The sequence below is a fragment of the Pseudomonas sp. 18175 genome (genome assembly GCF_050432925.1).
Classification (GTDB): Bacteria; Pseudomonadota; Gammaproteobacteria; order Pseudomonadales; family Pseudomonadaceae; genus Aquipseudomonas.
Window position 1 is genome coordinate 25587 of record NZ_JBKFTO010000003.1, and the last position, 21266, is coordinate 46852.

At 60.2% G+C, this 21266-nt stretch carries 16 protein-coding genes, 10 tRNA genes and 1 pseudogene; 10 read left to right on the forward strand and 17 right to left on the reverse strand.

The window, feature by feature from the left end:
* Positions 1 to 19 precede the first annotated feature (19 nt).
* Positions 20 to 679 carry a transglutaminase-like domain-containing protein gene (locus ACLD1Y_RS05055; RefSeq protein ID WP_429476041.1) on the reverse strand — a complete coding sequence of 220 codons (660 nt, stop codon included), beginning with the start codon at positions 677 to 679 and terminating at the stop codon, positions 20 to 22.
* Between the two features lie 157 nt (positions 680 to 836).
* Between ACLD1Y_RS05055 and ACLD1Y_RS05060 the strand changes: the two genes are divergently transcribed.
* Positions 837 to 3284 (forward strand): acyl-CoA dehydrogenase, encoded by a 2448-nt coding sequence (locus tag ACLD1Y_RS05060; RefSeq protein ID WP_429476043.1) that lies wholly within the window; start codon positions 837 to 839, stop codon positions 3282 to 3284.
* 75 nt (positions 3285 to 3359) lie between these two features.
* Positions 3360 to 3767: a PA2817 family protein gene (locus ACLD1Y_RS05065; protein ID WP_429476045.1), complete on the forward strand. Its 408-nt coding sequence runs from the start codon at positions 3360 to 3362 to the stop codon at positions 3765 to 3767.
* A gap of 130 nt (positions 3768 to 3897) precedes the next feature.
* Here the strand turns inward: ACLD1Y_RS05065 and ACLD1Y_RS05070 are convergent, their stop codons facing one another.
* Entirely contained in the window at positions 3898 to 4830 is a 933-nt protein-coding gene (locus ACLD1Y_RS05070) for a LysR substrate-binding domain-containing protein (protein ID WP_429476046.1), read from the reverse strand.
* 89 nt (positions 4831 to 4919) lie between these two features.
* Here ACLD1Y_RS05070 and ACLD1Y_RS05075 point away from each other — a divergent pair, with 89 nt between their 5' ends.
* The 3 genes from ACLD1Y_RS05075 (at position 4920) to ACLD1Y_RS05085 (ending at position 9297) form a co-directional block, all read left to right on the forward strand.
* Positions 4920 to 5546 carry an alanyl-tRNA editing protein gene (locus ACLD1Y_RS05075; RefSeq protein ID WP_429476048.1) on the forward strand — a complete coding sequence of 209 codons (627 nt, stop codon included), beginning with the start codon at positions 4920 to 4922 and terminating at the stop codon, positions 5544 to 5546.
* A 126-nt stretch (positions 5547 to 5672) separates the two neighbouring features.
* Positions 5673 to 7394, forward strand: a complete 1722-nt coding sequence (locus ACLD1Y_RS05080) for a dipeptidase (protein WP_429476050.1) — start codon at positions 5673 to 5675, stop codon at positions 7392 to 7394.
* A 166-nt stretch (positions 7395 to 7560) separates the two neighbouring features.
* Positions 7561 to 9297 carry a dipeptidase gene (locus ACLD1Y_RS05085; protein WP_429476052.1) on the forward strand — a complete coding sequence of 579 codons (1737 nt, stop codon included), beginning with the start codon at positions 7561 to 7563 and terminating at the stop codon, positions 9295 to 9297.
* 114 nt (positions 9298 to 9411) lie between these two features.
* Here the strand turns inward: ACLD1Y_RS05085 and ACLD1Y_RS05090 are convergent.
* The 10 genes from ACLD1Y_RS05090 to ACLD1Y_RS05135 form a co-directional block, all read right to left on the reverse strand.
* Positions 9412 to 9487: transfer RNA gene (locus ACLD1Y_RS05090), tRNA-Gly, on the reverse strand.
* A 3-nt stretch (positions 9488 to 9490) separates the two neighbouring features.
* Positions 9491 to 9566 (reverse strand) — tRNA-Glu (locus ACLD1Y_RS05095).
* Positions 9567 to 9669: 103 nt separating this feature from the next.
* Positions 9670 to 9745 (reverse strand) — tRNA-Gly (locus ACLD1Y_RS05100).
* A gap of 3 nt (positions 9746 to 9748) precedes the next feature.
* Positions 9749 to 9824, reverse strand: a tRNA-Glu gene (locus ACLD1Y_RS05105).
* 103 nt (positions 9825 to 9927) lie between these two features.
* A tRNA-Gly gene (locus ACLD1Y_RS05110) sits at positions 9928 to 10003 on the reverse strand.
* Between the two features lie 3 nt (positions 10004 to 10006).
* Positions 10007 to 10082 (reverse strand) — tRNA-Glu (locus ACLD1Y_RS05115).
* A gap of 103 nt (positions 10083 to 10185) precedes the next feature.
* Positions 10186 to 10261: transfer RNA gene (locus ACLD1Y_RS05120), tRNA-Gly, on the reverse strand.
* A gap of 3 nt (positions 10262 to 10264) precedes the next feature.
* Positions 10265 to 10340: transfer RNA gene (locus ACLD1Y_RS05125), tRNA-Glu, on the reverse strand.
* Between the two features lie 104 nt (positions 10341 to 10444).
* Positions 10445 to 10520 (reverse strand) — tRNA-Gly (locus tag ACLD1Y_RS05130).
* A 4-nt stretch (positions 10521 to 10524) separates the two neighbouring features.
* Positions 10525 to 10600 (reverse strand) — tRNA-Glu (locus tag ACLD1Y_RS05135).
* 358 nt (positions 10601 to 10958) lie between these two features.
* On the opposite strand from ACLD1Y_RS05135, the gene ACLD1Y_RS05140 reads away from it, so the two are divergent.
* Both ACLD1Y_RS05140 and ACLD1Y_RS05145 read left to right on the forward strand, forming a co-directional pair.
* On the forward strand, positions 10959 to 11729 hold the full coding sequence (locus tag ACLD1Y_RS05140) for a hypothetical protein (RefSeq protein WP_429476054.1): 771 nt from the start codon (positions 10959 to 10961) through the stop codon (positions 11727 to 11729).
* A 115-nt stretch (positions 11730 to 11844) separates the two neighbouring features.
* Positions 11845 to 12657: an alpha/beta fold hydrolase gene (locus tag ACLD1Y_RS05145; protein WP_429476055.1), complete on the forward strand. Its 813-nt coding sequence runs from the start codon at positions 11845 to 11847 to the stop codon at positions 12655 to 12657.
* 36 nt (positions 12658 to 12693) lie between these two features.
* Here the strand turns inward: ACLD1Y_RS05145 and ACLD1Y_RS05150 are convergent, their stop codons facing one another.
* From ACLD1Y_RS05150 to ACLD1Y_RS05165, 4 genes and pseudogenes are all read right to left on the reverse strand, one after another.
* On the reverse strand, positions 12694 to 13611 hold the full coding sequence (locus ACLD1Y_RS05150; protein ID WP_429476563.1) for a methyl-accepting chemotaxis protein: 918 nt from the start codon (positions 13609 to 13611) through the stop codon (positions 12694 to 12696).
* Positions 13600 to 14661, reverse strand: a pseudogene (locus ACLD1Y_RS05155) (HAMP domain-containing protein); the annotation flags it as partial. The gene ACLD1Y_RS05150 and the pseudogene ACLD1Y_RS05155, both read right to left, overlap by 12 nt.
* 115 nt (positions 14662 to 14776) lie before the next feature.
* Complete coding sequence (locus tag ACLD1Y_RS05160; RefSeq protein WP_429476057.1) at positions 14777 to 16189, reverse strand: PLP-dependent aminotransferase family protein; 1413 nt, start codon at positions 16187 to 16189, stop codon at positions 14777 to 14779.
* Positions 16190 to 16392: 203 nt separating this feature from the next.
* Entirely contained in the window at positions 16393 to 17154 is a 762-nt protein-coding gene (locus tag ACLD1Y_RS05165) for an SDR family oxidoreductase (RefSeq protein WP_429476059.1), read from the reverse strand.
* 173 nt (positions 17155 to 17327) lie between these two features.
* Here ACLD1Y_RS05165 and ACLD1Y_RS05170 point away from each other — a divergent pair, with 173 nt between their 5' ends.
* The gene (locus tag ACLD1Y_RS05170) at positions 17328 to 18335 is read left to right on the forward strand and encodes an NADP-dependent oxidoreductase (RefSeq protein WP_429476060.1); all 1008 of its coding nucleotides are present in this window, start codon (positions 17328 to 17330) and stop codon (positions 18333 to 18335) included.
* A 138-nt stretch (positions 18336 to 18473) separates the two neighbouring features.
* On the opposite strand, the gene pyrF is transcribed toward ACLD1Y_RS05170, so the two are convergent.
* Positions 18474 to 19172, reverse strand: coding sequence for an orotidine-5'-phosphate decarboxylase (gene pyrF / locus ACLD1Y_RS05175; protein WP_017734306.1), 699 nt, complete (start codon positions 19170 to 19172; stop codon positions 18474 to 18476).
* A gap of 259 nt (positions 19173 to 19431) precedes the next feature.
* Between pyrF and ACLD1Y_RS05180 the strand changes: the two genes are divergently transcribed.
* Both ACLD1Y_RS05180 and ACLD1Y_RS05185 read left to right on the forward strand, forming a co-directional pair.
* Positions 19432 to 20196: a response regulator gene (locus ACLD1Y_RS05180; protein ID WP_135287918.1), complete on the forward strand. Its 765-nt coding sequence runs from the start codon at positions 19432 to 19434 to the stop codon at positions 20194 to 20196.
* On the forward strand, positions 20196 to 21233 hold the full coding sequence (locus tag ACLD1Y_RS05185; RefSeq protein ID WP_429476063.1) for a sensor histidine kinase: 1038 nt from the start codon (positions 20196 to 20198) through the stop codon (positions 21231 to 21233). The genes ACLD1Y_RS05180 and ACLD1Y_RS05185 overlap by 1 nt, the downstream gene beginning before the upstream one ends.
* The last annotated feature ends 33 nt before the right edge of the window (positions 21234 to 21266 follow it).

Below are 21266 nucleotides of genomic sequence, written 5' to 3' on the forward strand. Positions count from 1 at the left end.
CGCAGCAGCATACGCCGGTTCACGCGCGGCTTAAATCGGTGTGCATGTCCCCCAGCAGGTTCGGCATGTCTTCGGCAAACAGGTGCGGGTAACACTGGCGGATATGCTCGAAGAAAAATACCTCCGGCACGTCAGGAAATTGCCCGTGGTCCACCACGTACTCCATCGAGCGCTGACCCTGGCGGTTGAAGGCGTGGAAGACGCTGTCATTGATGCCATCGAATTCCAGCGGCGGTACATCGAACAGCTCACACAGTTGCTGGTTGAACGCCGGCGTGGCCTTGACCCAACGCCCGTCCAGATACAGCTCGGTATAGCCGTGCATGGCAAACACGTCGCTCTTGAGCAACGCGATCAGGCGCGGCGTCGACAGATGATTGCGTACATCCGCCAGGCCGATGCGCGCCGCAATACCGCAATGCCGGGCGCAGGCTGCGAGCAGCGTGGCCTTGGGCACGCAGTAACTTTCGCCGGCGGCCAAGGCAAAGCTGGCGTTCAAGGTGCCGGGGTCGCGGCTGAAGGTGTAGGGGTTGTAGCGAATCGCCTCACGCACGGCGTAATAGAGACTGACTGCCTGGTCACGCAAATCCCTACTGGAACCGCGATGTTTTTCGGCGAACTCCACCACCGCAGGGTGGTCACTATCGATGAAGCGGCTGGGACTCAGGTACGTATCCATGAGCGTTATCTCCGAAAGAAGCCTGGAGTCTAACCACAGGCCAGCCTTGGAGATAACGACGAATCGGCCAAATCTCGTTACACCCTGATCACCCGCTTGCTCGGATGCCGACTAAGCTGCTTGGTGGTTTCGCCCCTGGTTTCACGGAGGATTGAATATGCTGTTGTTGTGGATACTGGTTCTGGTGGTCGGCATTGCCTACCTGGCACACCGCCGTACCGCGCCCCTACCCGCCCTGGGTGTGGTCGCCGTGTACTTGCTGGCGATGGGGGCATGGAGTCATGCGCCGGGTTGGCTGCTGCTGATCTTCTGGGTGCTGCTGGCCGCCATCGCCGCGCCCTTGCTGCTGCCGGACCTGCGCCGCCAGTACTTCACCAAGCCGCTGTTCAGTTGGTTCCAGAAAGTCCTGCCGCCGATGTCCGAGACCGAGCGCGATGCCATCGATGCCGGCACCGTATGGTGGGACGGCGAGTTGTTCAGCGGCCGCCCGGATTGGGACAAGTTGCTGGCCTACCCCAAGGCCCAACTGACCGAGGAAGAACAGGCCTTCATCGACGGCCCTACCGAAGAACTCTGCGCCATGGTCAGCGACTGGGAAATCGGCCAGGCCATGGACCTGCCGCCCGCCGCCTGGGAGCACATCAAGACCCACGGCTTCTTCGCCCTGATCATTCCCAAGGAATATGGCGGCAAGGGCTTCTCCGCCTACGCCCACTCCCAGGTCGCGATGAAACTTGCCACCCGTAGCGGCGACCTGGCTTCCACCGTAATGGTGCCCAACTCCCTTGGCCCAGCCGAACTGCTGCTGCATTACGGCACTGATGAGCAACGCAACCACTACCTGCCACGCCTGGCCCGCGGCGATGACATCCCGTGCTTCGCCCTCACCGGCCCGCTGGCGGGCTCCGATGCAGGCGCGATGCCCGACACCGGGGTGATCTGCAAAGGTGAATGGGAAGGCAAGGAAACACTCGGCCTGCGCCTGAACTGGGAAAAACGCTACATCACCCTCGGCCCGGTCGCGACCCTGCTGGGCCTGGCCTTCAAGGCCCATGACCCGGACCACCTGCTGGGCGATGTGGAAGACCTGGGCATCAGCCTGGCGTTGATTCCTACCGATACCCCCGGCGTTGAGATCGGCCGTCGCCATTTGCCCCTGGGCGCCGCCTTCATGAACGGCCCCAACTCCGGCAAGGACGTTTTCATCCCGCTGGAATTTCTCATCGGCGGCCAGGAAATGCTCGGCAAAGGCTGGATGATGCTGATGAACTGCCTGTCGGTAGGGCGTTCGATCTCCCTGCCAGCGGTGGGCACCGGCGCGGCCAAGTTCACCAGCCTCGTGACTGGCCAGTACGCCCAGGTGCGTGAACAATTCAACGTACCGCTGTCGGCTTTCGAAGGTATCCAGGAAGCCCTGGCGCGCATCGGCGGCAACGCCTGGCTGATGGACAGTGCGCGCATGCTCACCGCCAACGCGGTGGACCTGGGGGAGAAGCCCTCGGTGCTGTCGGCGATCCTCAAGTATCACCTTACCGAGCGCGGTCGCGAGTGCATCAGCCACGCCATGGACGTGCACGGCGGCAAGGGCATCATCATGGGCCCGAACAATTACCTGGGCCGCAGTTGGCAAGGGGCGCCAATCTTCATCACCGTGGAAGGCGCGAATATCCTGTCGCGCAACCTGATGATCTTTGGCCAGGGCGCGATCCGCTGCCATCCGTTCGTGCTCAAGGAAATGGCCCTGGCCGGTCGAGAAGACCATGACCAGGCGCTGAAGGAGTTCGACGGCCTGCTGATGCAACACATCGGTTTTGCCGTGAGCAACGCCGCCAGCACTCTGGTATTGAACCTGGGCGTCGGTCACTTCGAGAAAGCCCCCGGCAACCGCTTGAGCCAGGGGTATTTCCGTGCGCTGAATCGCCAGGCTGCGGCGTTCGCCCTGCTCGCCGACCTGAGCATGATGCTGCTAGGCGGCGAACTTAAACGCCGCGAACGCCTATCGGCACGCCTGGGCGATGTGCTGAGCCACATGTACCTGGCCTCGGCCGCACTCAAGCGATACCACGACCTGGATTCGCCCGACCACCTTGAGCCGCTGTTCGCCTGGGCCATGGAAGAAAGCCTCGGCCAGTCGGAGCGTGCGCTGGATGAACTGCTGAGCAACTTCCCGAACAAGGTGCTGGGCTGCCTGCTGCGGGTGATCGTGTTCCCACTTGGTCGCCGTCATACCGGGCCGTCCGACGCATTGGATGCCGAAGTGGCCGCGGTGATCGGCCGCGCCAAGGGCGACCCGACCCTGGAAGAACTGCTGGCCGGCTGCTACCGCCCGCAATCGGCGGACGATCCTGTCGGCGCCTTGCAACACGCCTACGACCTGCTCAGCGCCAGCCACCCGCTGCAGAAAAAACTGCACTCCGCGCTCAAGAGCGGCCAGGTCAAACCTGCAGCCGGCGAGCACGCGATTGACGCTGCACTGGAAGCCGGCGTGCTGCAACCGGGCGAAGCGCAAACCCTGCGTGACGCTGAAGCAGCGCGACGCAAGGTGATCGATGTGGATGATTTCAGTAAGGAAGAGCTGGCGCACACCGAGGGTAAAATCCGCTGATCCAGGCGGTCATATAAAAACGGGCGCGTGAGCTATATACTCTCGCGCCCGTTTTTGCTTTAGAGGACTTATCTCGTGTCCAACGTCGTTGCCGATCATCTCGTCTTGCTCGACCACCTGCGCAGCATCCTGGTTGCCGTCGGCGAAGCCGAACAGGTTCCCGAGGAAAGCCATTCGCTGTTCCTGGAGCGTTTCGACGAATTGCGCGCCCTGCTGCCTATCGATCCGATCGAAAGCCAGTACCTGGGCCAAGACCTGATGAGCCAGGTCATCCTACGCTACCCGCAAATTGCCCACCTGGTCCCCCGCGACCTGCTGTGGTTCTTTGGCGGTGACTGCCTGCACTTCATGCCCGATGAAGAACTGGACATGTACCAAGCCCTGGAAGAACGTCGCTTTGAGGCCGAACAGAACGACGAACCGTTCGACTGGAACCAGGAAAAGCAACTGCTGGCCATGCCGGACGACCTAAGCAAGCACTGATTCTTCCAGACACTGCTGAACTAAATTGTGGGAGCGGGCTTGCTCGCGAATGCGGTGGATCAGTCATCACATCGGGTGACTGACACTGCGCATTCGCGAGCAAGCCCGCTCCCACATTTGCACCGCGTTTCTACCGGTGGCGAAGGGTCGGCTCCTTGGTCATGCACTCCACCAGGTAGTCAATAAACACCCGCAACTTCGGCGGTAAATACCGCGTCGGCGAATGCAGCAACCACACCTCGCCATGGTACGACGCAATAAAGTCCCACTGCGCCAACACCTGCACTACCGTCCCCGCCTCCAGCGCATGGCGCGCCGTAAAGTACGGCAAGCTGCCAATCCCTACATGCTGCAACACCGCGTCCATGCGCACGCCGGTGTGATTCGCCGCATACCGCCCACGCACGCCGACGGTCACCGTCTTACCCGCCTGGCGAAACTTCCAGCGTGCATCCGCCGGGGTTTCCCCCAGGTAAATACAGCTGTGCTCCAACAAGTCATGGGGATGCTCCGGCGTGCCGTGCTCGGCCAGGTACTGTGGCGTGGCACACAGCAAATGCTCGATGGGAAACAAGGGGCGCCCCACCAGACCTGGCGGCGGGCTGTCAGAAATGCGCAGGATCAGATCGAGGTTATCGTCGATCAAGTCCACCGGCCGATCCTCAAGGATCAACTGCACATCCACCTTGGGATAACGCCGCAGAAACTCGGGCATATGGGGATGTATCACAAACCGCCCCACCGCCTTGGGCACGCTGACCCGCACCAGGCCTTCGGCCTCGTGGGTGAACTGGCCGCTGATCTCCATCACCGAGCGCGCCGCATTGACCATCTCCTGGCAACGCTTGAACACCTCCTCACCACCTTCGCTCAGGCGCAATTTGCGCGTGGTGCGTTGCAACAAACGCGTGGCCAAGGCCTTTTCCAGGCGCGAGATGCTACGGCTCACCGAGGAAGGCGAAGCACCCATCTGCCGCGCGGCTTCGGAGAAACTACCGGTTTCCACCACTTTGACGAACGTCGCCATTTCACCCAACAGCGGCAAGGGAAGATTGATGCTCATGACGCACAGGTCCATTGATAATTGAGCGGATTATCACCCATCTGCGCACTATTTATACTGCCCGCAGAACCCTGATGCGGATGTAGACGATGACCGAGCGCCTGTTTTTCACCCATGACCACCTGACCGCCGAACTGGAAGTGCTCAGTTGCACACCTCACGACGCTCTGTTTGCCGTCACCCTCCAGTCAACAATCTTCCACCCCCAAGGTGGCGGCCAGCCGTTCGACACCGGCTGGCTCGGCGACAGCCCGGTGGTACGGGTCACCCAGGAAGCCGACCGGGTGGTGCACTATGTCAGTCAACCCGTGCAGCCCGGCCCAATAACAGCGCGGGTCGATGAACAACGGCGCGCCCTGCACACCCGACTGCATTCCGCCGGGCACTTGATCGGCAATGCCGGCGAAACGCTGGGTTGGATGCCGATCAAGGCCCATCACTGGCCAGGCGAAGGCAAGATCACCTTTATTCGAGGTGAAGCGGCGCAAGCCATCGACGCTCAGATGCTGCAGCAACAGATCAACCAGTGGATCGCCGCCGACTACCCGCGCCATATGGCCCTGGAAGATGGCACGCGTGAAGTGGGCTTTGGCGAGCTACCCGCGTACGCATGCGGCGGTACCCATGTGCAGGCATTGGGCGAACTGGGCCAGGTGACTATCGTGGCCCTGTCGGAGAAAAAAGGCGCACTGTCGGTGCGCTACGAAATCAGCTGAGCACACCCTAGGGTGAACGGGGCCAGCATTGACGTTGCGCACCCGACTGATGGTAGTGTGTGAAAATGTTTCTGACAGTTTGGTCAGAAACTTCTTACTCACGACCTGCAAAGGAATGCTCCAGCAATGCACTTTCCCCTCAAGCACTTGGCGGCTGCCACCTTGTTCGCGGCAAGCCTTTCAGCCTTCACTGCGCCTGCTTTTGCCAATATCACCCCGGATCAAAGCGCGGCGATTCTCAAAGATTTCAACGAAAAATCCGTCACTGATTTCCGTGGTTTCCTCGGCGCCTTGGCCAAGGGTGACCTTGCACCTTCGATCAATGCTTTCCTCGAAAACAAGCCCCTGACCGCCGATCAGCAGAACGAAATTCACCGCCTGCTGGGCATTTACACACGCGTGAAGTACGGCAAGGCCGCCACCGAAACCCTGCGTGAACTGGTGGAGATCCCGACATTCAACGTAGACGGCGTGCCTCAGTATAAAAACCCGGAGTTCCTCAAGATCGCCGGCAAGATCCAGGACCTGGCCAAGGCCTTCAACCTGAATTTCCGCAATATTGATAACCGCGTGTACGAAATTTCCCTGGAAGGCAGCGGCGATGAAGTGGTGGGCATCCACGCCCACGCCGATGTGGTGCCGGTGACGCCGGAAAACTGGGTCCTCAAAGATGGCACCAAGCTCGACCCGTTCAAGGTCACACTGATTGGCGACCGTATGTATGGCCGCGGCACCGAGGACGACAAGAACGGCATCGTGGTAGCGATGTATGCCATGAAGGTGATCAAGGAAGAAAAGCTGCCGCTGGCGCGTAATTTCAAACTGCTGGTGGACACCACTGAGGAAACCTCCGGCGACGCCATCCCCTACTATTTCGAACACAACCCGACGCCGCAGTACAACCTGGCGCTGGATGGCGGTTACCCGGTGGTGATTGCCGAGAAAGGCTACGGCACCGTCATGGCCACCTTCCCGCGCCGCAAGGGTGATGGCAAAGGCGCAGAAATCATTTCGATGACCGGCGGCATGGCCACCAACCAGATTCCGTCGGCGTCGGTGGCTACCTTTGTCACTGACAAGCCCGCCGAGTTGGCTGCCAACCTGCAAAAAGCCGGCGCACAGTACGCCATGGACAACGGCGCTGATTTCGACGTGGCGGCCAAGGTGGTCGGCAAAGAGGTCAAGTTGACGGTGACGGGCGTTTCGGCGCACTCCTCCGAGCCTGAGTCGGGCATCAACCCGGTATCGCGCATGCTGGAGCTGATCCACAGCATCGATGGCAAGGTCGCGCTCAAGCACAACCACATCACCGATGCCGCACGTTATGCGTCCGACAACTGGGGCCTGGATTACCTGGGTGGCAAGTTGGGGGTGGGTTTCTCGGATGAGTTCATGGGGCCGCTGACCACTTCGCTGACGTTCGTGGGGCTGGATGACAAGGCCTTCAAGCTGGCGGTGAACCTGCGGGTGCCGAAGGGCAAATCGCCGGAAAAATTGAAAGCTGAGATCGCCGACAAGCTGAACGCCTGGGACAAGAACACTAAAGTGAAGGTGGACTTTACGTATTCGGTGGCTGAGCCGATGTACCGCAACCCGGAAGGTGAATGGGTGAAGGCGCTATTGGCGGTGGCCAGCGAAAACCTGGGCATGGCGCACACGTTTGGCACTTCGGCCGGCGCGACCTCGGTGCATGAACTGCCCAATGGCGTGCAGTTCGGCCTGGCGCGCCCGGAGGTTAAATACACCGGGCACACTGACAATGAGTTCAAAACCGTCGACCAGTTCTTGCTGGACCTGCAGATCGTGACCGAAATGATGGGGCGTATTGGGCAACTGCCCAAGCTCTGACCCACCCGTACCAACAGAAACGCCGCTTATGATTAAGCGGCGTTTTGCATTGAGAAGATACACGTAGGAAATGCCTGATTTTGTTTTGAACACCTTGACCTCCGCTTCGCGATGGTAATTTCGACGGGCACTTCCAACTGCCTACGAAGATAGGAGTACTACAACAATGAAAGCATCACTCAAGTACCTGCTTGCCGTTGTTCTGGTCGCCCCCGCTGTACTGCTCACACTGCCCGTACAGGCAAATATTTCCCCGCTGCAAAGCACCGCCATCCTCACCAACCTCAGCGAGACATCGCCCACGGACTTTCGTGAGTTCTTAAGGCAAGTGGGCATAAAAAACCCAGCGTTGGGCAACGACCTCGGCCCGACAATCAGCGGCTTCCTTGACGGCAAAGCTCTTTCCAGCGAGCAGCAAAACCAGATTCACCGCCTGCTTGGCCTCTATGCCCGATTGAAGTACGGCAACGCCGCCCTCCAAACCCTGAGCGAACTGGTCGCCATCCCGACCTTTCGCGTGGAGGGTGTTGCCCAGCACGAAAACCCCGAATTCATCAGGATCGGCAACGCACTCAGCGACTTGGCCGAATCATTCAACTTGACCTTTCGCAACATCGACAACCGCGTTTACGAGATATCCCTCAACGGCGTCGGTGATGAAGTCGTGGGCCTACACGCGCATGCAGACGTAGTGCCCGCCAACCCGAAAAACTGGGAATTAGATGACGGCACCCAACTCGACCCGTTCAAAGTCACCCAAATCGGCAACCGCTTGTATGGCCGAGGCACGGAGGATGACAAGAACGGCATCGTGGTTGCGCTTTACGCGATGCGAGTCATCCAGGAGGAGCGGCTGCCGTTGGCGAGAAACTTCAAGCTGCTGATCGATACCACTGAGGAAATCGCCGGGAATGCAATCGCCTACTACTTTGAACGCAACCCAACGCCCAGCTATAACCTGGCACTGGATGGAGGTTATCCAGTGGTGATAGCGGAAAAAGGCTATGGCACGGTCACGGCAAGTTTCGCCCGCCGGAACGCCCGAGGTGACGGTGCCGAAATCCTCTCCATGACAGGAGGCCTTGCAGCCAATCAGATCCCGCTCACATCGGTTGCGATACTCTTAGATGAGAACCCCGTTGAGTTGGCCGCACGCCTGCAAACCACAGGTAATGAATATGCGAGCCGCAATGGCGGTAACTTCCACGTGAGCGCCCAGGTCATTGACGACAAGGTCAGTCTGACCGTGACCGGCGTATCCGCGCACTCTTCAGAGCCCGCATCCGGTGTAAACCCGGTGGCCAGGATGCTTGGCTTCATCCACAGCCTGGACGGGAAAATCGCCCTTAAGCAAAACCATATTACGGATGCGGCGCGCTACGCCGCCGACAACTGGGGGCTGGATTACTTGGGTAGCAAACTGGGCATTGGTTTTTCCGATGCGTTCATGGGCCCGCTGACCACCTCACTGACCTTTATCGGGATGGACGAGAAGACCTTCACCTTGACGGTAAACCTGCGAGTACCGAAGGGAAAACCCCTAACCGCGCTGAAAGCCGATATTGCCCACAAGTTAGGTACCTGGAGCCAGAAGACTGGTATTGCGATAGGGCTGGAATACTTCATGACCGAACCGATGCACCGCGACCCTGAAGGAGAATGGGTCAAGGCTTTACTGGACGTAGCCAGTGAAAACCTTGGCATGGAACGCAAATTCGGCTCCTCTGCCGGCTCAACCTCAGTGCATGACCTACCCAACGGCGTGCAGTTCGGCCTGGCCAGGCTCGACATGAAGTACACAGGCCACACCAACTACGAGTTTAAGACGGTTGATCAGTTCTTACTGGACCTGCAGATCGTCACCGAAATGATGATTCGTATCGGCCAACTGCCGAAGCTCTGATCCTGATGGGCTAGATCGTTCCCACGTAGAGCATGGGAACGAGCACATCCGTCAGGCATAAATCACGCACAAACAAAAACGCCGATCATCTCTGATCGGCGTTTTCATTGAATATGGAGCGGGAAACGAGACTCGAACTCGCGACCCCGACCTTGGCAAGGTCGTGCTCTACCAACTGAGCTATTCCCGCAAATGGCGTCCCCTAGGGGACTCGAACCCCTGTTACCGCCGTGAAAGGGCGGTGTCCTAGGCCACTAGACGAAGGGGACACGCTACTGAAACACATGGTGTGTATTCCAGTGCCCAGAGGTTAAATCCGAAGATTTTGCCCTGGTTTCACTCAGTGCCGCCCGAGGGCCACACTGCTTAAATTGGAGCGGGAAACGAGACTCGAACTCGCGACCCCGACCTTGGCAAGGTCGTGCTCTACCAACTGAGCTATTCCCGCAAATGGCGTCCCCTAGGGGACTCGAACCCCTGTTACCGCCGTGAAAGGGCGGTGTCCTAGGCCACTAGACGAAGGGGACACGCTACTGAAACACATGGTGTGTATTCCAGTGCCCAGAGGTTAAATCCGAAGATTTTGCCCTGGTTTCACTCAGTGCCGCCCGAGGGCCACACTGCTTAAATTGGAGCGGGAAACGAGACTCGAACTCGCGACCCCGACCTTGGCAAGGTCGTGCTCTACCAACTGAGCTATTCCCGCAAATGGCGTCCCCTAGGGGACTCGAACCCCTGTTACCGCCGTGAAAGGGCGGTGTCCTAGGCCACTAGACGAAGGGGACACGCTACTGAAACACATGGTGTGTATTCCAGTGCCCAGAGGTTAAATCCGAAGATTTTGCCCTGGTTTCACTCAGTGCCGCCCGAGGGCCACACTGCTTAAATTGGAGCGGGAAACGAGACTCGAACTCGCGACCCCGACCTTGGCAAGGTCGTGCTCTACCAACTGAGCTATTCCCGCAAATGGCGTCCCCTAGGGGACTCGAACCCCTGTTACCGCCGTGAAAGGGCGGTGTCCTAGGCCACTAGACGAAGGGGACACACAACTGAAACACATGGTGTGTATTTCAGTGTCCAGAGGTTAAATCCGAAGATTATGCCCTGGTTTCACTCAGTGCCGCCCGAGAGCCACACTGCTTAAACTTGGAGCGGGAAACGAGACTCGAACTCGCGACCCCGACCTTGGCAAGGTCGTGCTCTACCAACTGAGCTATTCCCGCATATTGGCGTCCCCTAGGGGACTCGAACCCCTGTTACCGCCGTGAAAGGGCGGTGTCCTAGGCCACTAGACGAAGGGGACACACGTACAACATTCACTACTTATCGCGTTTCGCTGTGTGCTTTCCGCTTTAAGTGGCGCGCATTCTATGGATGGATTGAAAGGTCGTCAACCCCCAAGGATAAATTTATTAAAATCAATGACTTCGCCCTGCTTTGCGGGCCTATGCGATCATTCTGCCTGTCTGGGCCTTGGCGCCTATATTCTGACGCTCGACAAGACGCTATAGTTCGTGCCAGCAAATGATGGCAATGTGCATCCACTCATGGAACGATTACCTATATAGAAGCATCTACCTGGGCAACTGGTCGATCAGTCCTATCCGCCGGATGGTCCAGTCACTACACTCCACAGCAAACCCTATAAAGAGGTCACACCGGTGACACCACTCATGATCACCCTGCTGGTAATAGCCGGGATCGTAATACTGATCGCCATTGGCTACATGAACCACGTGGTGGAAAACAACAAGCTGGAGAAGAAGCGTACCGAGATCGAGCTTAACGATCGCCTGCGCCGCTGCGGTGAAATCACCGAGACCTTCCCTGGCCAATTGATGACCCCGGCCCTCAAGCTGCTGCTGACGCGCCTGGAGCTCAACGTCAACCAGCGCCTGCTCAACCTCAACAAGACCAGCGCAACGGCCAAGGCGCGTATCACCGAACTCAACGCATTGGTGGCCCAAGGCGAATCGATCCCGGTGAACAACCCGCCCGCCCCGATCCAGACCGAAGCCAAGGCCAAGGACGTGCGCTTCCTGCTCGAAGCCCTGCACGGCCAGGTCACCCGCGCCGCCCAGGATGGTTTCCTGCCGGCCAACGAGGCCAAGCACTGGATCAAGGAAATCCGCCATATCCTGGTGCTGCTGCACATCGAATTCTTCAACAACCTCGGCCAGCATGCCCTGCAACAAGGCCAGCCGGGCCAGGCGCGCCTGGCGTTCGAACGCGGTGTGCAGTACCTGCGCAAACAGCCGGAGCCGGTGACCTACAGCACTCAGCTGCAACACCTGGAAGGGCAACTGGCCCGCGCCAACTCCACGGTACTGACCAACAGCAAGCCCGCTGAAGATGAGGTCAACGAATTGACCGAAGGCCTGAAAGTGGCCGACACCGACGCCGAGTGGAAAAAGAGAGTCATCTACGACTGATTGCCCCTCCCATGTGGCGGACCCTGTTCGCCACATGCCATCACTTTGCACCTATCCCCCCGCCCCCGAGTAGCGTAAAAAAGTGCCCCTCACTTCGTGAAGTCAGAGGCCTGCTATGCCTGTCGCCGTCATTGATGGACAACCGCTGCACTACATCGACCAGGGCACCGGCCCCGTCGTCCTGTTGGGTTCAAGCTACCTGTGGGGCGCTGAAATGTGGGCGCCGCAGATCGAAGCCCTGTCACACCAATACCGTGTGATCGTCCCCGAACTGTGGGGGCATGGCGAATCGGGCCCACTGCCTGCAACCACCCTGTCCCTCGACGATCTGGCGCGCCAGGCCCTCGCACTGCTGGATCACCTGGACATCGAGCAAATCAACCTGGTGGGGCTGTCGGTAGGCGGCATGTGGGGCGCACGCCTGGCGCTGCTGGCACCGCAGCGCATCAACAGCCTGGTGCTGATGGACACCTACCTCGGCGCCGAGCCCGACGCCACGCGCCAGTACTATTTTTCGCTGTTCAAGATGATCGAAGACGGCGGCGCCATCCCCGAGCCGCTGCTGGATGTGATCGCACCGATTTTCTTTCGCCCAGGCATCGACCGGGAGTCCGCGCTGTATCAGGACTTTCGCACGTCGCTGCAAGCGTATTCCCGCGAGCGCCTGCTGGACAGTATCGTGCCCCTGGGTCGGTTAATCTTCAGCCGTGAAGATGTGTTGCAGCAGCTGCCGCGCCTGGACGCCGACACCACCCAGGTGATGTGTGGCGAGTTCGACAAGCCCCGCCCACCGACCGAAGCACAGGAAATGGCCGGACTGATCGGCTGCAGCCTGATCTCGATCCCGGAAGCGGGCCATATCAGTGCCAGGGAAAACCCGGAGTACGTCAACGAAGCGCTGCTGACCTTCCTCGCCAACAACGCGTGAGCGCCCTGCCCGTTGACTGCTGCACATGGGCGGCGGTCAAAGGCGGAAGTGTCCCACCATGCCCTTGAGCTCCGTGCCCAACTGCGCCAACTGGATGCTCGACGCAGCATTGCCCTGCATGCTCAACGCCGACTGATCGGCGCTGGCGCGAATGCTGGTGACACTGCGATTGATCTCTTCGGCCACCGAACTCTGCTGTTCGGCTGCGGCGGCAATTTGCTGGTTCATCTGCTGGATCAACGACACCGCCACCGCAATGCTGCCCAGGGCGCTTTCGGTCTCCAGCGCATCGCTGACCGCCAGCTTGACCAGCTCGCCACTTTGCTGAATCTGCTGCACCGATGACTGCGCCGCACTGCGCAAGGTGCTGACCAGCCGCTCGATTTCCTCGGTGGACTGTTGGGTACGCTTGGCCAGTGCCCGCACTTCATCAGCCACCACCGCAAAACCACGGCCTTGCTCGCCGGCGCGAGCGGCTTCGATGGCGGCGTTGAGGGCCAGCAGGTTGGTCTGTTCGGCCACGCTCTTGATCACCCCCAGCACGGTGCCGATGTTCTGGATTTCCGCACTCAGGCTTTCGATGCTGGCGCTGGCGCTGGTGCTCGATGTCGCGAGCAATTCGATACGCTGCAAGCTCTGGCGCACCACCTGCTGGCCGCTGTCGACCTTGTCGTCGGCCGTTTGCGCGGCTTGCGCTGCCTCTTCGGCATTGCGTGCCACGTCATGCACGGTGGCGGTCATCTGATTCATCGCCGTGGCCACCTGCTCGGTTTCTTCCTTCTGGCTGCTGACCTCGACATTGGTTTGTTCGGTCACGCTCGACAGCGAATGCGCCGAGCTGGCCAGTTGCTCAATACCTGCCTGTAGCCCGCTGACCATCTGGCTCAGGCCATTACCCATCTGTTGCATGGCCTGCATTAGCTGGCCGATCTCATCGCGGCGGCTGACCTCCATGCGCCCACTCAAATCCCCGGCCGCAATTTGCTGAGCTACCGCGATCACACTGCGCAGCGGCGCGACGATCAGCCGGGTGATCACCCACGCCGCAATCAGCCCCACCAACAGGGCCAAGGCCGATGAACCGATGATCAACAATGTGCTTTTCTTCAACTGGGCCTGCATCGACTGATCTTCGGCGTCGTAGGCCTGGTTGACCCGGCTGACCACCTGGGCCGCCCGGTCATTGAGTTGTTTGTAGACCACTTTTTCCTGGGCCAGCAGGCCAGTGTATTCCCCCAGTTTTTCGCTGAACGCGGCGATATGCCCGGAGACTTCATTGAGCACCGTCTGATAGCCGGAGTCTTTGACCGAGGTTTTCAACTGCTCAACCTGGGCCAGGGCCTGGTCAGCCTGTTCGATCTTGCCTTGCTCGGTGTCGTCTTCGCCCACCTTGCGGCTCTGATCCAGGCGCACCCGAGCTTCGTTCATGGCCTGCAGCATCAAGCGCGAAACCTGGCTGACCTGCCCCGCCTGCTCGATAAACTCAGCGCCCTCCTTGCCCTGGCTTTCCTTGAGGCCATAGGCACCGTCGTCGGCCAGGCCAGCCTGCAAAACATCGAGGTTATTGGCCACGCTGGACACCGACCAACTGGCCATTTCCAGCGCCAAGTCCTTGGTCTGGGTCAGTTCGACAAACTCATCGAAGGCCTTGCGATAAGCCGCCAGGGCCTGTTCGACATCGGCCATCACCGGCTCATTGGCCGCCGATTGCGCCTTAAGGCTCGCCGCCAGGGCCGCCAAGGCATCGACACTTTCATGCAAGGCATCGACGGCCTTGGGATCGGCGTGCAGTGCATAGTCCTGCTCGATCAAGCGCACCTTGAGCAAGCCACTGTTGAGCGACGACATGGCGTTAAGGCCTTCAAATCGCTGCCCAACGGTTTGCAGGGACCACACGCCAATAGCCGCCACCAGCGCCGTCAGCAGTAGGACCAGGGCAAACCCCAGGGCCAGTTTTTTTGCCATACCCAGGTTGGCGAAACGTCGTTGCACGGCCGAAATCATTGCACTTGCGTCCTCTTGCAATGGCAGATGCCATCAAGCCCGGTTGACCAGCAGCGAGATTGGCAACCTCAAGGCACTGAACACAAGACGTTGGCGCCGGAATAATGGCAAAAAGCTACATGCTCGTCGTTTTCAGAATGGTCGAGGTCGATCTGGCGGGGCCCAACTCACGGAACAGCGCCAGCGCGCGCGGGTCTGCCGCGTACGCAACGTTGATGCGCAACCAGTCACTGTGCTCACCACAGGGGCTGAACAACGCGCCCGGCGACAGCAATACACCCAGACGTCGGGCACAGGCCTGCAAGCGCACGGACGTCGCTGTGCCCGGCCGTGTCCACACGAACATACCGCCAGTGGGCACGGCGAACACCTCCCACTCCTCATCCTCCAGCACCTGCAAGGTGGCGGCCATCTCAGTGCCCAATCGCTTGCGCAGGCGCTGCACCCATTTGCGGTACGTGCCATTGGCCAGCAAGGTCGCCACCACCGCCTCGGCAAACCGCGAGGTGCCGAAGCCGGTCAGGGTCTTGAGATTGGCCAATTGGGTGATGATCGCCGTGCTGGCGCTGACATAACCCACTCGCAACGCACTGCTCAGAGTCTTGGAAAAGCTCGCGACATAGATCACCCGATCATCGTGGGGCAACGCCGAAAGCCGCGTGCAACTGGCCGGTTGCAGGTCGCCCAGCACGTCTTCTTCGATGATCAGGAAGTTTTCCCGCTGCGCCAGTTCCAGCAGGCGCTCGGCCACCGCGCGACACAGGCTGGTGCCGGTAGGGTTGTGATACAGGCTGTTGATAAACAGGCACTTGGGCCGATGGTGTTGCAGCAGCGCTTCCAGCGCGGGGATGTCCGGCCCCCCTCGGGTACGGGGCACTTGCAGCAAGGTCACGCCCTGGCCGGCCAGTTGCCGGTAAAGGTTGCCATAACCCGGGGCCTCCACCACCACGCAATCGCCCGGTTTGAGCAGCGTACGAATCAGCAGGTCCTGGGCATGGCTGGCACCGCCCGTGGTGAGGATGCGGTCCAGGCCTGCGGGGATGTGAAGCTGAGTCAGGCGCTTGAGCAGTTGCTCACGCAACGTACGCAGCCCCAACGGGGTGCTGTAGTTGAACAGCCCGGCGGTGTCGGTGCGCGTGACTTCGCGGATGGCGTAGCTGATGTCGTCGCTTTCGCGCCAGGCATCCGGCAGCCAGCCGCACCCCAGTTTCAACTCACCCAACGGGTTGTCGACGAAGGCCCCCCAGGCCCGCTCCGCACCTTCATACCATTGGCTTTCGTGAGAGACAGGCGGCTGCGCCACCACAAACCCCGAGCCCTGCCTCGATGCCAGCAGACCCTGGGCGACCATCCGCTCATAGGCTTCGATCACACTGGACTGGCTGAGCAGGTTATCCAGGGCCAATTGCCGGATAGACGGCAGGCGCGTGCCAGGGCCCGCTCCGCTCTTGCGAATCCACTGCGCCACCGCGCTGACGATTTGCTGCACCACCGGTACAAGGGCTTGTCGATCGATCCCTAAATCCATGAGCCACTCACTTCAACTGTCTGTTATTCAACCCAGCGAAGTTAAGCACAGAAGCTTGGGATAGCCGTCGGCTAAAACTTATTAAAGTATTGATTTTATTGAGTTATTTACCTAGTGATACACATTCTGACAAGGCACTGTGCCAGCCGAGGAAAAGCCCCACAGCCACAAAATCCTTTTCGAATAGGCGTAGGCGCGAGGTCTTAGATCGCCGTGGCCCCACCGTCCACCGCCAAGGCCTGGCCGGTGGTGAATGCCGCCCCATCACTGCACAGGTACAGCACTGCGCTGGCGATCTCTTCGACTTTGCCGATGCGCCCCACCGGGTGCATGGCGGCCGCGAAGTCGGCCTTGCGTGGGTCGGCTTCATAGGCGCGCCGGAACATATCGGTATCGATGACCGCCGGGCACACGGCGTTGACGCGGATTTTCTTTTTGGCGTACTCGATGGCTGCCGACTTGGTCAGGCCAATCACCGCGTGTTTGGACGCCGCGTAAATACTCATCTTGGGCGCCGCCCCCAACCCCGCCACCGAGGCCGTGTTGACGATCGCCCCGCCACCTTGGGCCAGCAGTAGTGGCAACTGGTGCTTCATGCACAACCAGACGCCCTTGACGTTGACACCCATAATGGCGTCGAACTCGTCTTCGCTGCCGTCTGCCAGCTTGCCCTTCTCGATCTCGATCCCGGCGTTGTTGAAGGCGTAGTCCAGGCGGCCATAAGCGTTGAGGGTCTGCGCCATCAACTGCTGCACATCCGCGTCCTGGGTGACGTTGCAGCGCACAAACAGCGCTTGACCACCGGCCTGTTGGATCAGCGCCACAGTGCCCTCACCGCCCGCCACATCCAGGTCGGCAACCACGACCTTCAAGCCTTCGGCGGCGAACGCCAGCGCGGTGGCGCGGCCAATACCGGCGGCGGCGCCGGTTACCAGGGCAACCTGGCCGGAAAACGTCATGCTCATGCAGAGATGTCCTGTAGGAAATGTGGGCGTTGATCGAGTCTAGCCAACAGCGGGAGGGTCGCGTCAGCACTATTAGCAGCGCCTATCAACCTGCATTCGCACGTGCCGCCGGTCTTGCCTCAAAGGCTGTGAGGGGCTATCACTCTAGGCTCATTTCCAGAAGAGTTGCTGCCATGACCGCCCAGACCAACCGCCAATTCCTGCTCGCCAAACGCCCGGTCGGCGCGGCCACGCGGGAAACCTTCACCTACCAGGAAGTGCCGGTGGGCACACCTCAGGACGGGCAGGTGCTGGTGCGCAACGAATACCTGTCCCTGGACCCGGCCATGCGCGGCTGGATGAATGAGGGCAAGTCCTACATCCCGCCGGTGGGTATTGGTGAAGTAATGCGTGCGCTGGGCGTAGGCAAAGTGATTGCGTCGAACCACCCCAAATTTGCGGTCGGGGACTACGTAAATGGCGCCCTGGGTGTGCAGGATTATTTCCTGGGTGAGCCACGGGGCTTCTACAAGGTCGACCCAACACTGGCACCGTTGCCACGCTACCTGTCTGCCTTGGGCATGACCGGCATGACGGCCTATTTCGCCCTGCTGGACACCGGTGCGCCCAAAGCCGGAGACACCGTGGTGATCTCCGGCGCGGCCGGTGCGGTGGGCAGCATTGCCGGGCAAATCGCCAAGATCAAAGGATGCCGAGTGGTAGGCATCGCCGGCGGCGCCGACAAGTGCAAGTTCCTGGTGGACGAATTGGGCTTTGACGCGGCCATCGACTACAAAAACGAAGATGTGCCTGCGGCCCTCAAGCGCGAATGCCCCAAGGGTGTGGATGTGTATTTCGATAACGTGGGCGGCGATATTCTCGACGCGGTGCTCAGCCGCCTGGCGCTAAAGGCACGGGTGGTGATTTGCGGCGCAATCAGCCAGTACAACAATAAGGAAGCGGTGAAAGGCCCGGCCAATTACCTGTCGTTACTGGTCAATCGCGCGCGCATGGAAGGCTTTGTGGTGATGGACCATGCGGCGAACTTTGCCGCTGCCGGGCAGGAGATGGGCGGCTGGATGGCCCAAGGCAAGCTCAAGAGCAAGGAGGACATTGTGGAGGGCCTGGAGACGTTCCCGGAAACGTTGATGAAGCTCTTCAACGGCGAGAATTTTGGGAAATTGGTGCTCAAAGTCAGCTGAAACGCCATAGCTCTGAATGTTGGAGATCTAAATGTGGGAGCGGGCTTGCTCGCGAATGCGGAGTGTCAGTTGATACATTCATAACTGACACACCGCATTCGCGAGCAAGCCCGCTCCCACATTTTAGATTGGTGACAGTCAGGCTATTTCCGCTACAACCGCCGCCAACGCCTTGGCCGGATCTGCAGCCTGGCTGATCGGACGACCAATCACCAGGTAATCGGAGCCCGCATCCAATGCCTGACGCGGGGTCAGGATACGGCGCTGGTCATCCTGGGCGCTGCCAGCAGGACGAATCCCCGGCGTCACCAGTTGCAACGACGGATGGGCGGTCTTCAACGCCTGGGCTTCCAAGGCCGAGCACACCAGACCATCCAGCCCGGCTTTCTGCGCCAGGGCCGCCAGACGCAGCACTTGCTCCTGGGGCTCGATGTCCAGGCCAATGCCGGCCAGGTCTTCGCGCTCCATGCTGGTCAGCACGGTCACGCCGATCAACAAAGGCTTGGGACCGCTGCGCTGTTCCAGCACCTCACGGCAAGCGGTCATCATGCGCAGGCCGCCGGAGCAGTGCACGTTGACCATCCACACGCCCATTTCGGCGGCAGCTTTCACGGCCATGGCCGTGGTATTGGGGATATCGTGGAATTTCAGGTCGAGGAACACTTCGAAGCCTTTGTCACGCAGGGTGCCGACGATTTCTGCGGCGCAGCTGGTGAACAGTTCCTTGCCGACCTTGACCCGGCAAAGCTTGGGGTCCAACTGGTCAGCCAGCTTCAGTGCGGCGTCACGAGTGGGGTAATCCAGGGCGACGATGATAGGAGTCTGGCAGACGGACATTGGAATGGGCTCTCAGGCAAGTCGAAATCGGCGCGGATTGTAGCGCAAGCTGCGCCGTTGCGGGATCCGATGATCGGTAAATACTGACCAAGCGCCCTCGGACGGGCATTTGGGTCAATTATTTCAAAGCTGATACATTCACGACATGCCCCCAACACGCCCCACCGCTAGCCTCGCTCGCACGACCCACCGACCAGCACTACCAGCCATGGGGCTGGGCGCCTATGCTGACCGTAACAACCAGGCAGATGATCGCACTATGCATACCCCTTCCGTCCCGCAGAACGACGAGCAAAAAGGCGCGGTGATCGCCGATGACAAGCGCTGGAACACCCGCGCACTGATCGTCGATGACGATGTGCCGATTCGCGAACTGCTGATCGACTACCTGGCACGCTTTAATATCCTCGCCACCGGTGTGACCGACGGCGCTGCCATGCGCCTGGCCATGCAAGCAGAAACCTTTGATGTGGTGGTGCTCGACCTGATGCTGCCGGGCGAAGACGGCCTGTCGCTGTGCCGCTGGCTGCGCTCGGAATCGGACATCCCGATCCTGATGCTCACCGCCCGCTGCGAACCCACCGACCGCATTATCGGCCTGGAATTGGGCGCCGACGACTACATGTCCAAGCCGTTCGAACCCCGCGAACTGGTGGCGCGAATCCAGACTATCCTGCGTCGCGTGCGCGATGACCGCACCGAACAACGCGCCAATATCCGCTTCGACAACTGGCGCCTCAACAGCGTATTGCGCCAACTGGTGGCCGATGATGGCCTGGTGGTGCCGTTGTCCAACGCGGAATTCCGCCTGTTGTGGGTGTTTATCGAACGCCCGCGCCGGGTGCTGAGCCGCGAACAATTGCTGGACGCTGCCCGTGGTCGCTCCATCGAGGCATTCGATCGCAGCATCGACTTGCTGGTGTCGCGCCTGCGGCAAAAACTGGGGGATGACCCCAAGGCACCGCAGTTGATCAAGACCGTGCGTGGCGAAGGCTACCTGTTCGACGCCCGAGACATCGGCTGATGCGCGCCCCCTTCAACACGCTGTTTGGTCGGCTGTTTGGCGTGTTGCTGGTGGCGATCATCCTCGCCCACGTACTGGCAATCGCCTGGTTCCGCTATTACGGCCCGCCGCCGCCACCGCCCCAGGAAACCTTTGTCGAGCAGCCTGACGGCAGCATGAAGCTCATGGACAAGGAGCACCGCCGGCCCTGGTTTGGTGGCCCGGTGGTGCCGCTGACGTTCCAGTTCATCTCGCTGATCATCGCCGCCTGGTACGGCGCCAAGCTGTTGAGCCGGCCGATCCAGCGCCTGAGCGACGCCGCCGAACGCCTGAGCCTGGACCTCGACAGCCCGCCCCTGGATGAATCCGGCCCCCGCGAAGCGCGCCAGGCGGCGTACACCTTCAACCTGATGCAGCGGCGTATCCGTGAGCAGGTCAGCCAACGGGCACTCATGCTGGGCGCGGTCTCCCACGACCTGCGCACCCCACTGTCACGCCTCAAGCTGCGCCTGGAACAGATCGAAGACGCCAAGTTGCAAGGCCAGATGCGCCAGGACCTGAACGACATGATCGGCATGCTTGATGCCACCCTCAGCTATTTGCACGAACAGCGCACCAGCGAAACCCGGCATTGGCTGGACGTGCAGGCGTTGGTGGAGTCCATGAGCGAAAATGCCCAGGACCAGGGTTCCGACGTGCAATTTGCGGGCACTTGCGTGCCGTTGCAGGTGCAGCCGATGGCGTTGCGTTCGTGCCTGAATAACCTCATCGACAATGCACTGCGCTATGCCGGCACGGCCCGTGTGGAATTGGACGACAGCCGTGAGGCGCTGGTGATTCGGGTGATCGACCACGGCCCGGGCATTGCTGCGGATATGCGCGAGGCAGTATTTGAGCCGTTCTATCGGCTGGAAGGCTCGCGCAACCGCAATTCCGGGGGGGTTGGGCTGGGGATGACGATTTCCAAGGAGGCGGTGGAGCGCCTGGGTGGTCGCCTGAATCTGGAAGAGACGCCAGGTGGTGGGTTGACCGCGGTGATGTGGCTACCAAGGGCCTAAAAAATGTGGGAGCGGGCTTGCTCGCGAAGGCGG

Coding starts and splice junctions, on each gene's coding strand:
- ACLD1Y_RS05070 (WP_429476046.1), bottom strand. CDS start 4,830: ATGAGCATCAATCTTCCCTTGCCGCTGTTGGGTGAAATGGCGACGTTC.
- ACLD1Y_RS05085 (WP_429476052.1), top strand. CDS start 7,561: ATGAAAGCATCACTCAAGTACCTGCTTGCCGTTGTTCTGGTCGCCCCC.
- ACLD1Y_RS05185 (WP_429476063.1), top strand. CDS start 20,196: ATGCGCGCCCCCTTCAACACGCTGTTTGGTCGGCTGTTTGGCGTGTTG.
- ACLD1Y_RS05170 (WP_429476060.1), top strand. CDS start 17,328: ATGACCGCCCAGACCAACCGCCAATTCCTGCTCGCCAAACGCCCGGTC.
- ACLD1Y_RS05055 (WP_429476041.1), bottom strand. CDS start 679: ATGGATACGTACCTGAGTCCCAGCCGCTTCATCGATAGTGACCACCCT.
- ACLD1Y_RS05145 (WP_429476055.1), top strand. CDS start 11,845: ATGCCTGTCGCCGTCATTGATGGACAACCGCTGCACTACATCGACCAG.
- pyrF (WP_017734306.1), bottom strand. CDS start 19,172: ATGTCCGTCTGCCAGACTCCTATCATCGTCGCCCTGGATTACCCCACT.
- ACLD1Y_RS05165 (WP_429476059.1), bottom strand. CDS start 17,154: ATGAGCATGACGTTTTCCGGCCAGGTTGCCCTGGTAACCGGCGCCGCC.
- ACLD1Y_RS05060 (WP_429476043.1), top strand. CDS start 837: ATGCTGTTGTTGTGGATACTGGTTCTGGTGGTCGGCATTGCCTACCTG.
- ACLD1Y_RS05180 (WP_135287918.1), top strand. CDS start 19,432: ATGCATACCCCTTCCGTCCCGCAGAACGACGAGCAAAAAGGCGCGGTG.
- ACLD1Y_RS05080 (WP_429476050.1), top strand. CDS start 5,673: ATGCACTTTCCCCTCAAGCACTTGGCGGCTGCCACCTTGTTCGCGGCA.
- ACLD1Y_RS05160 (WP_429476057.1), bottom strand. CDS start 16,189: ATGGATTTAGGGATCGATCGACAAGCCCTTGTACCGGTGGTGCAGCAA.
- ACLD1Y_RS05150 (WP_429476563.1), bottom strand. CDS start 13,611: ATGGAGGTCAGCCGCCGCGATGAGATCGGCCAGCTAATGCAGGCCATG.
- ACLD1Y_RS05075 (WP_429476048.1), top strand. CDS start 4,920: ATGACCGAGCGCCTGTTTTTCACCCATGACCACCTGACCGCCGAACTG.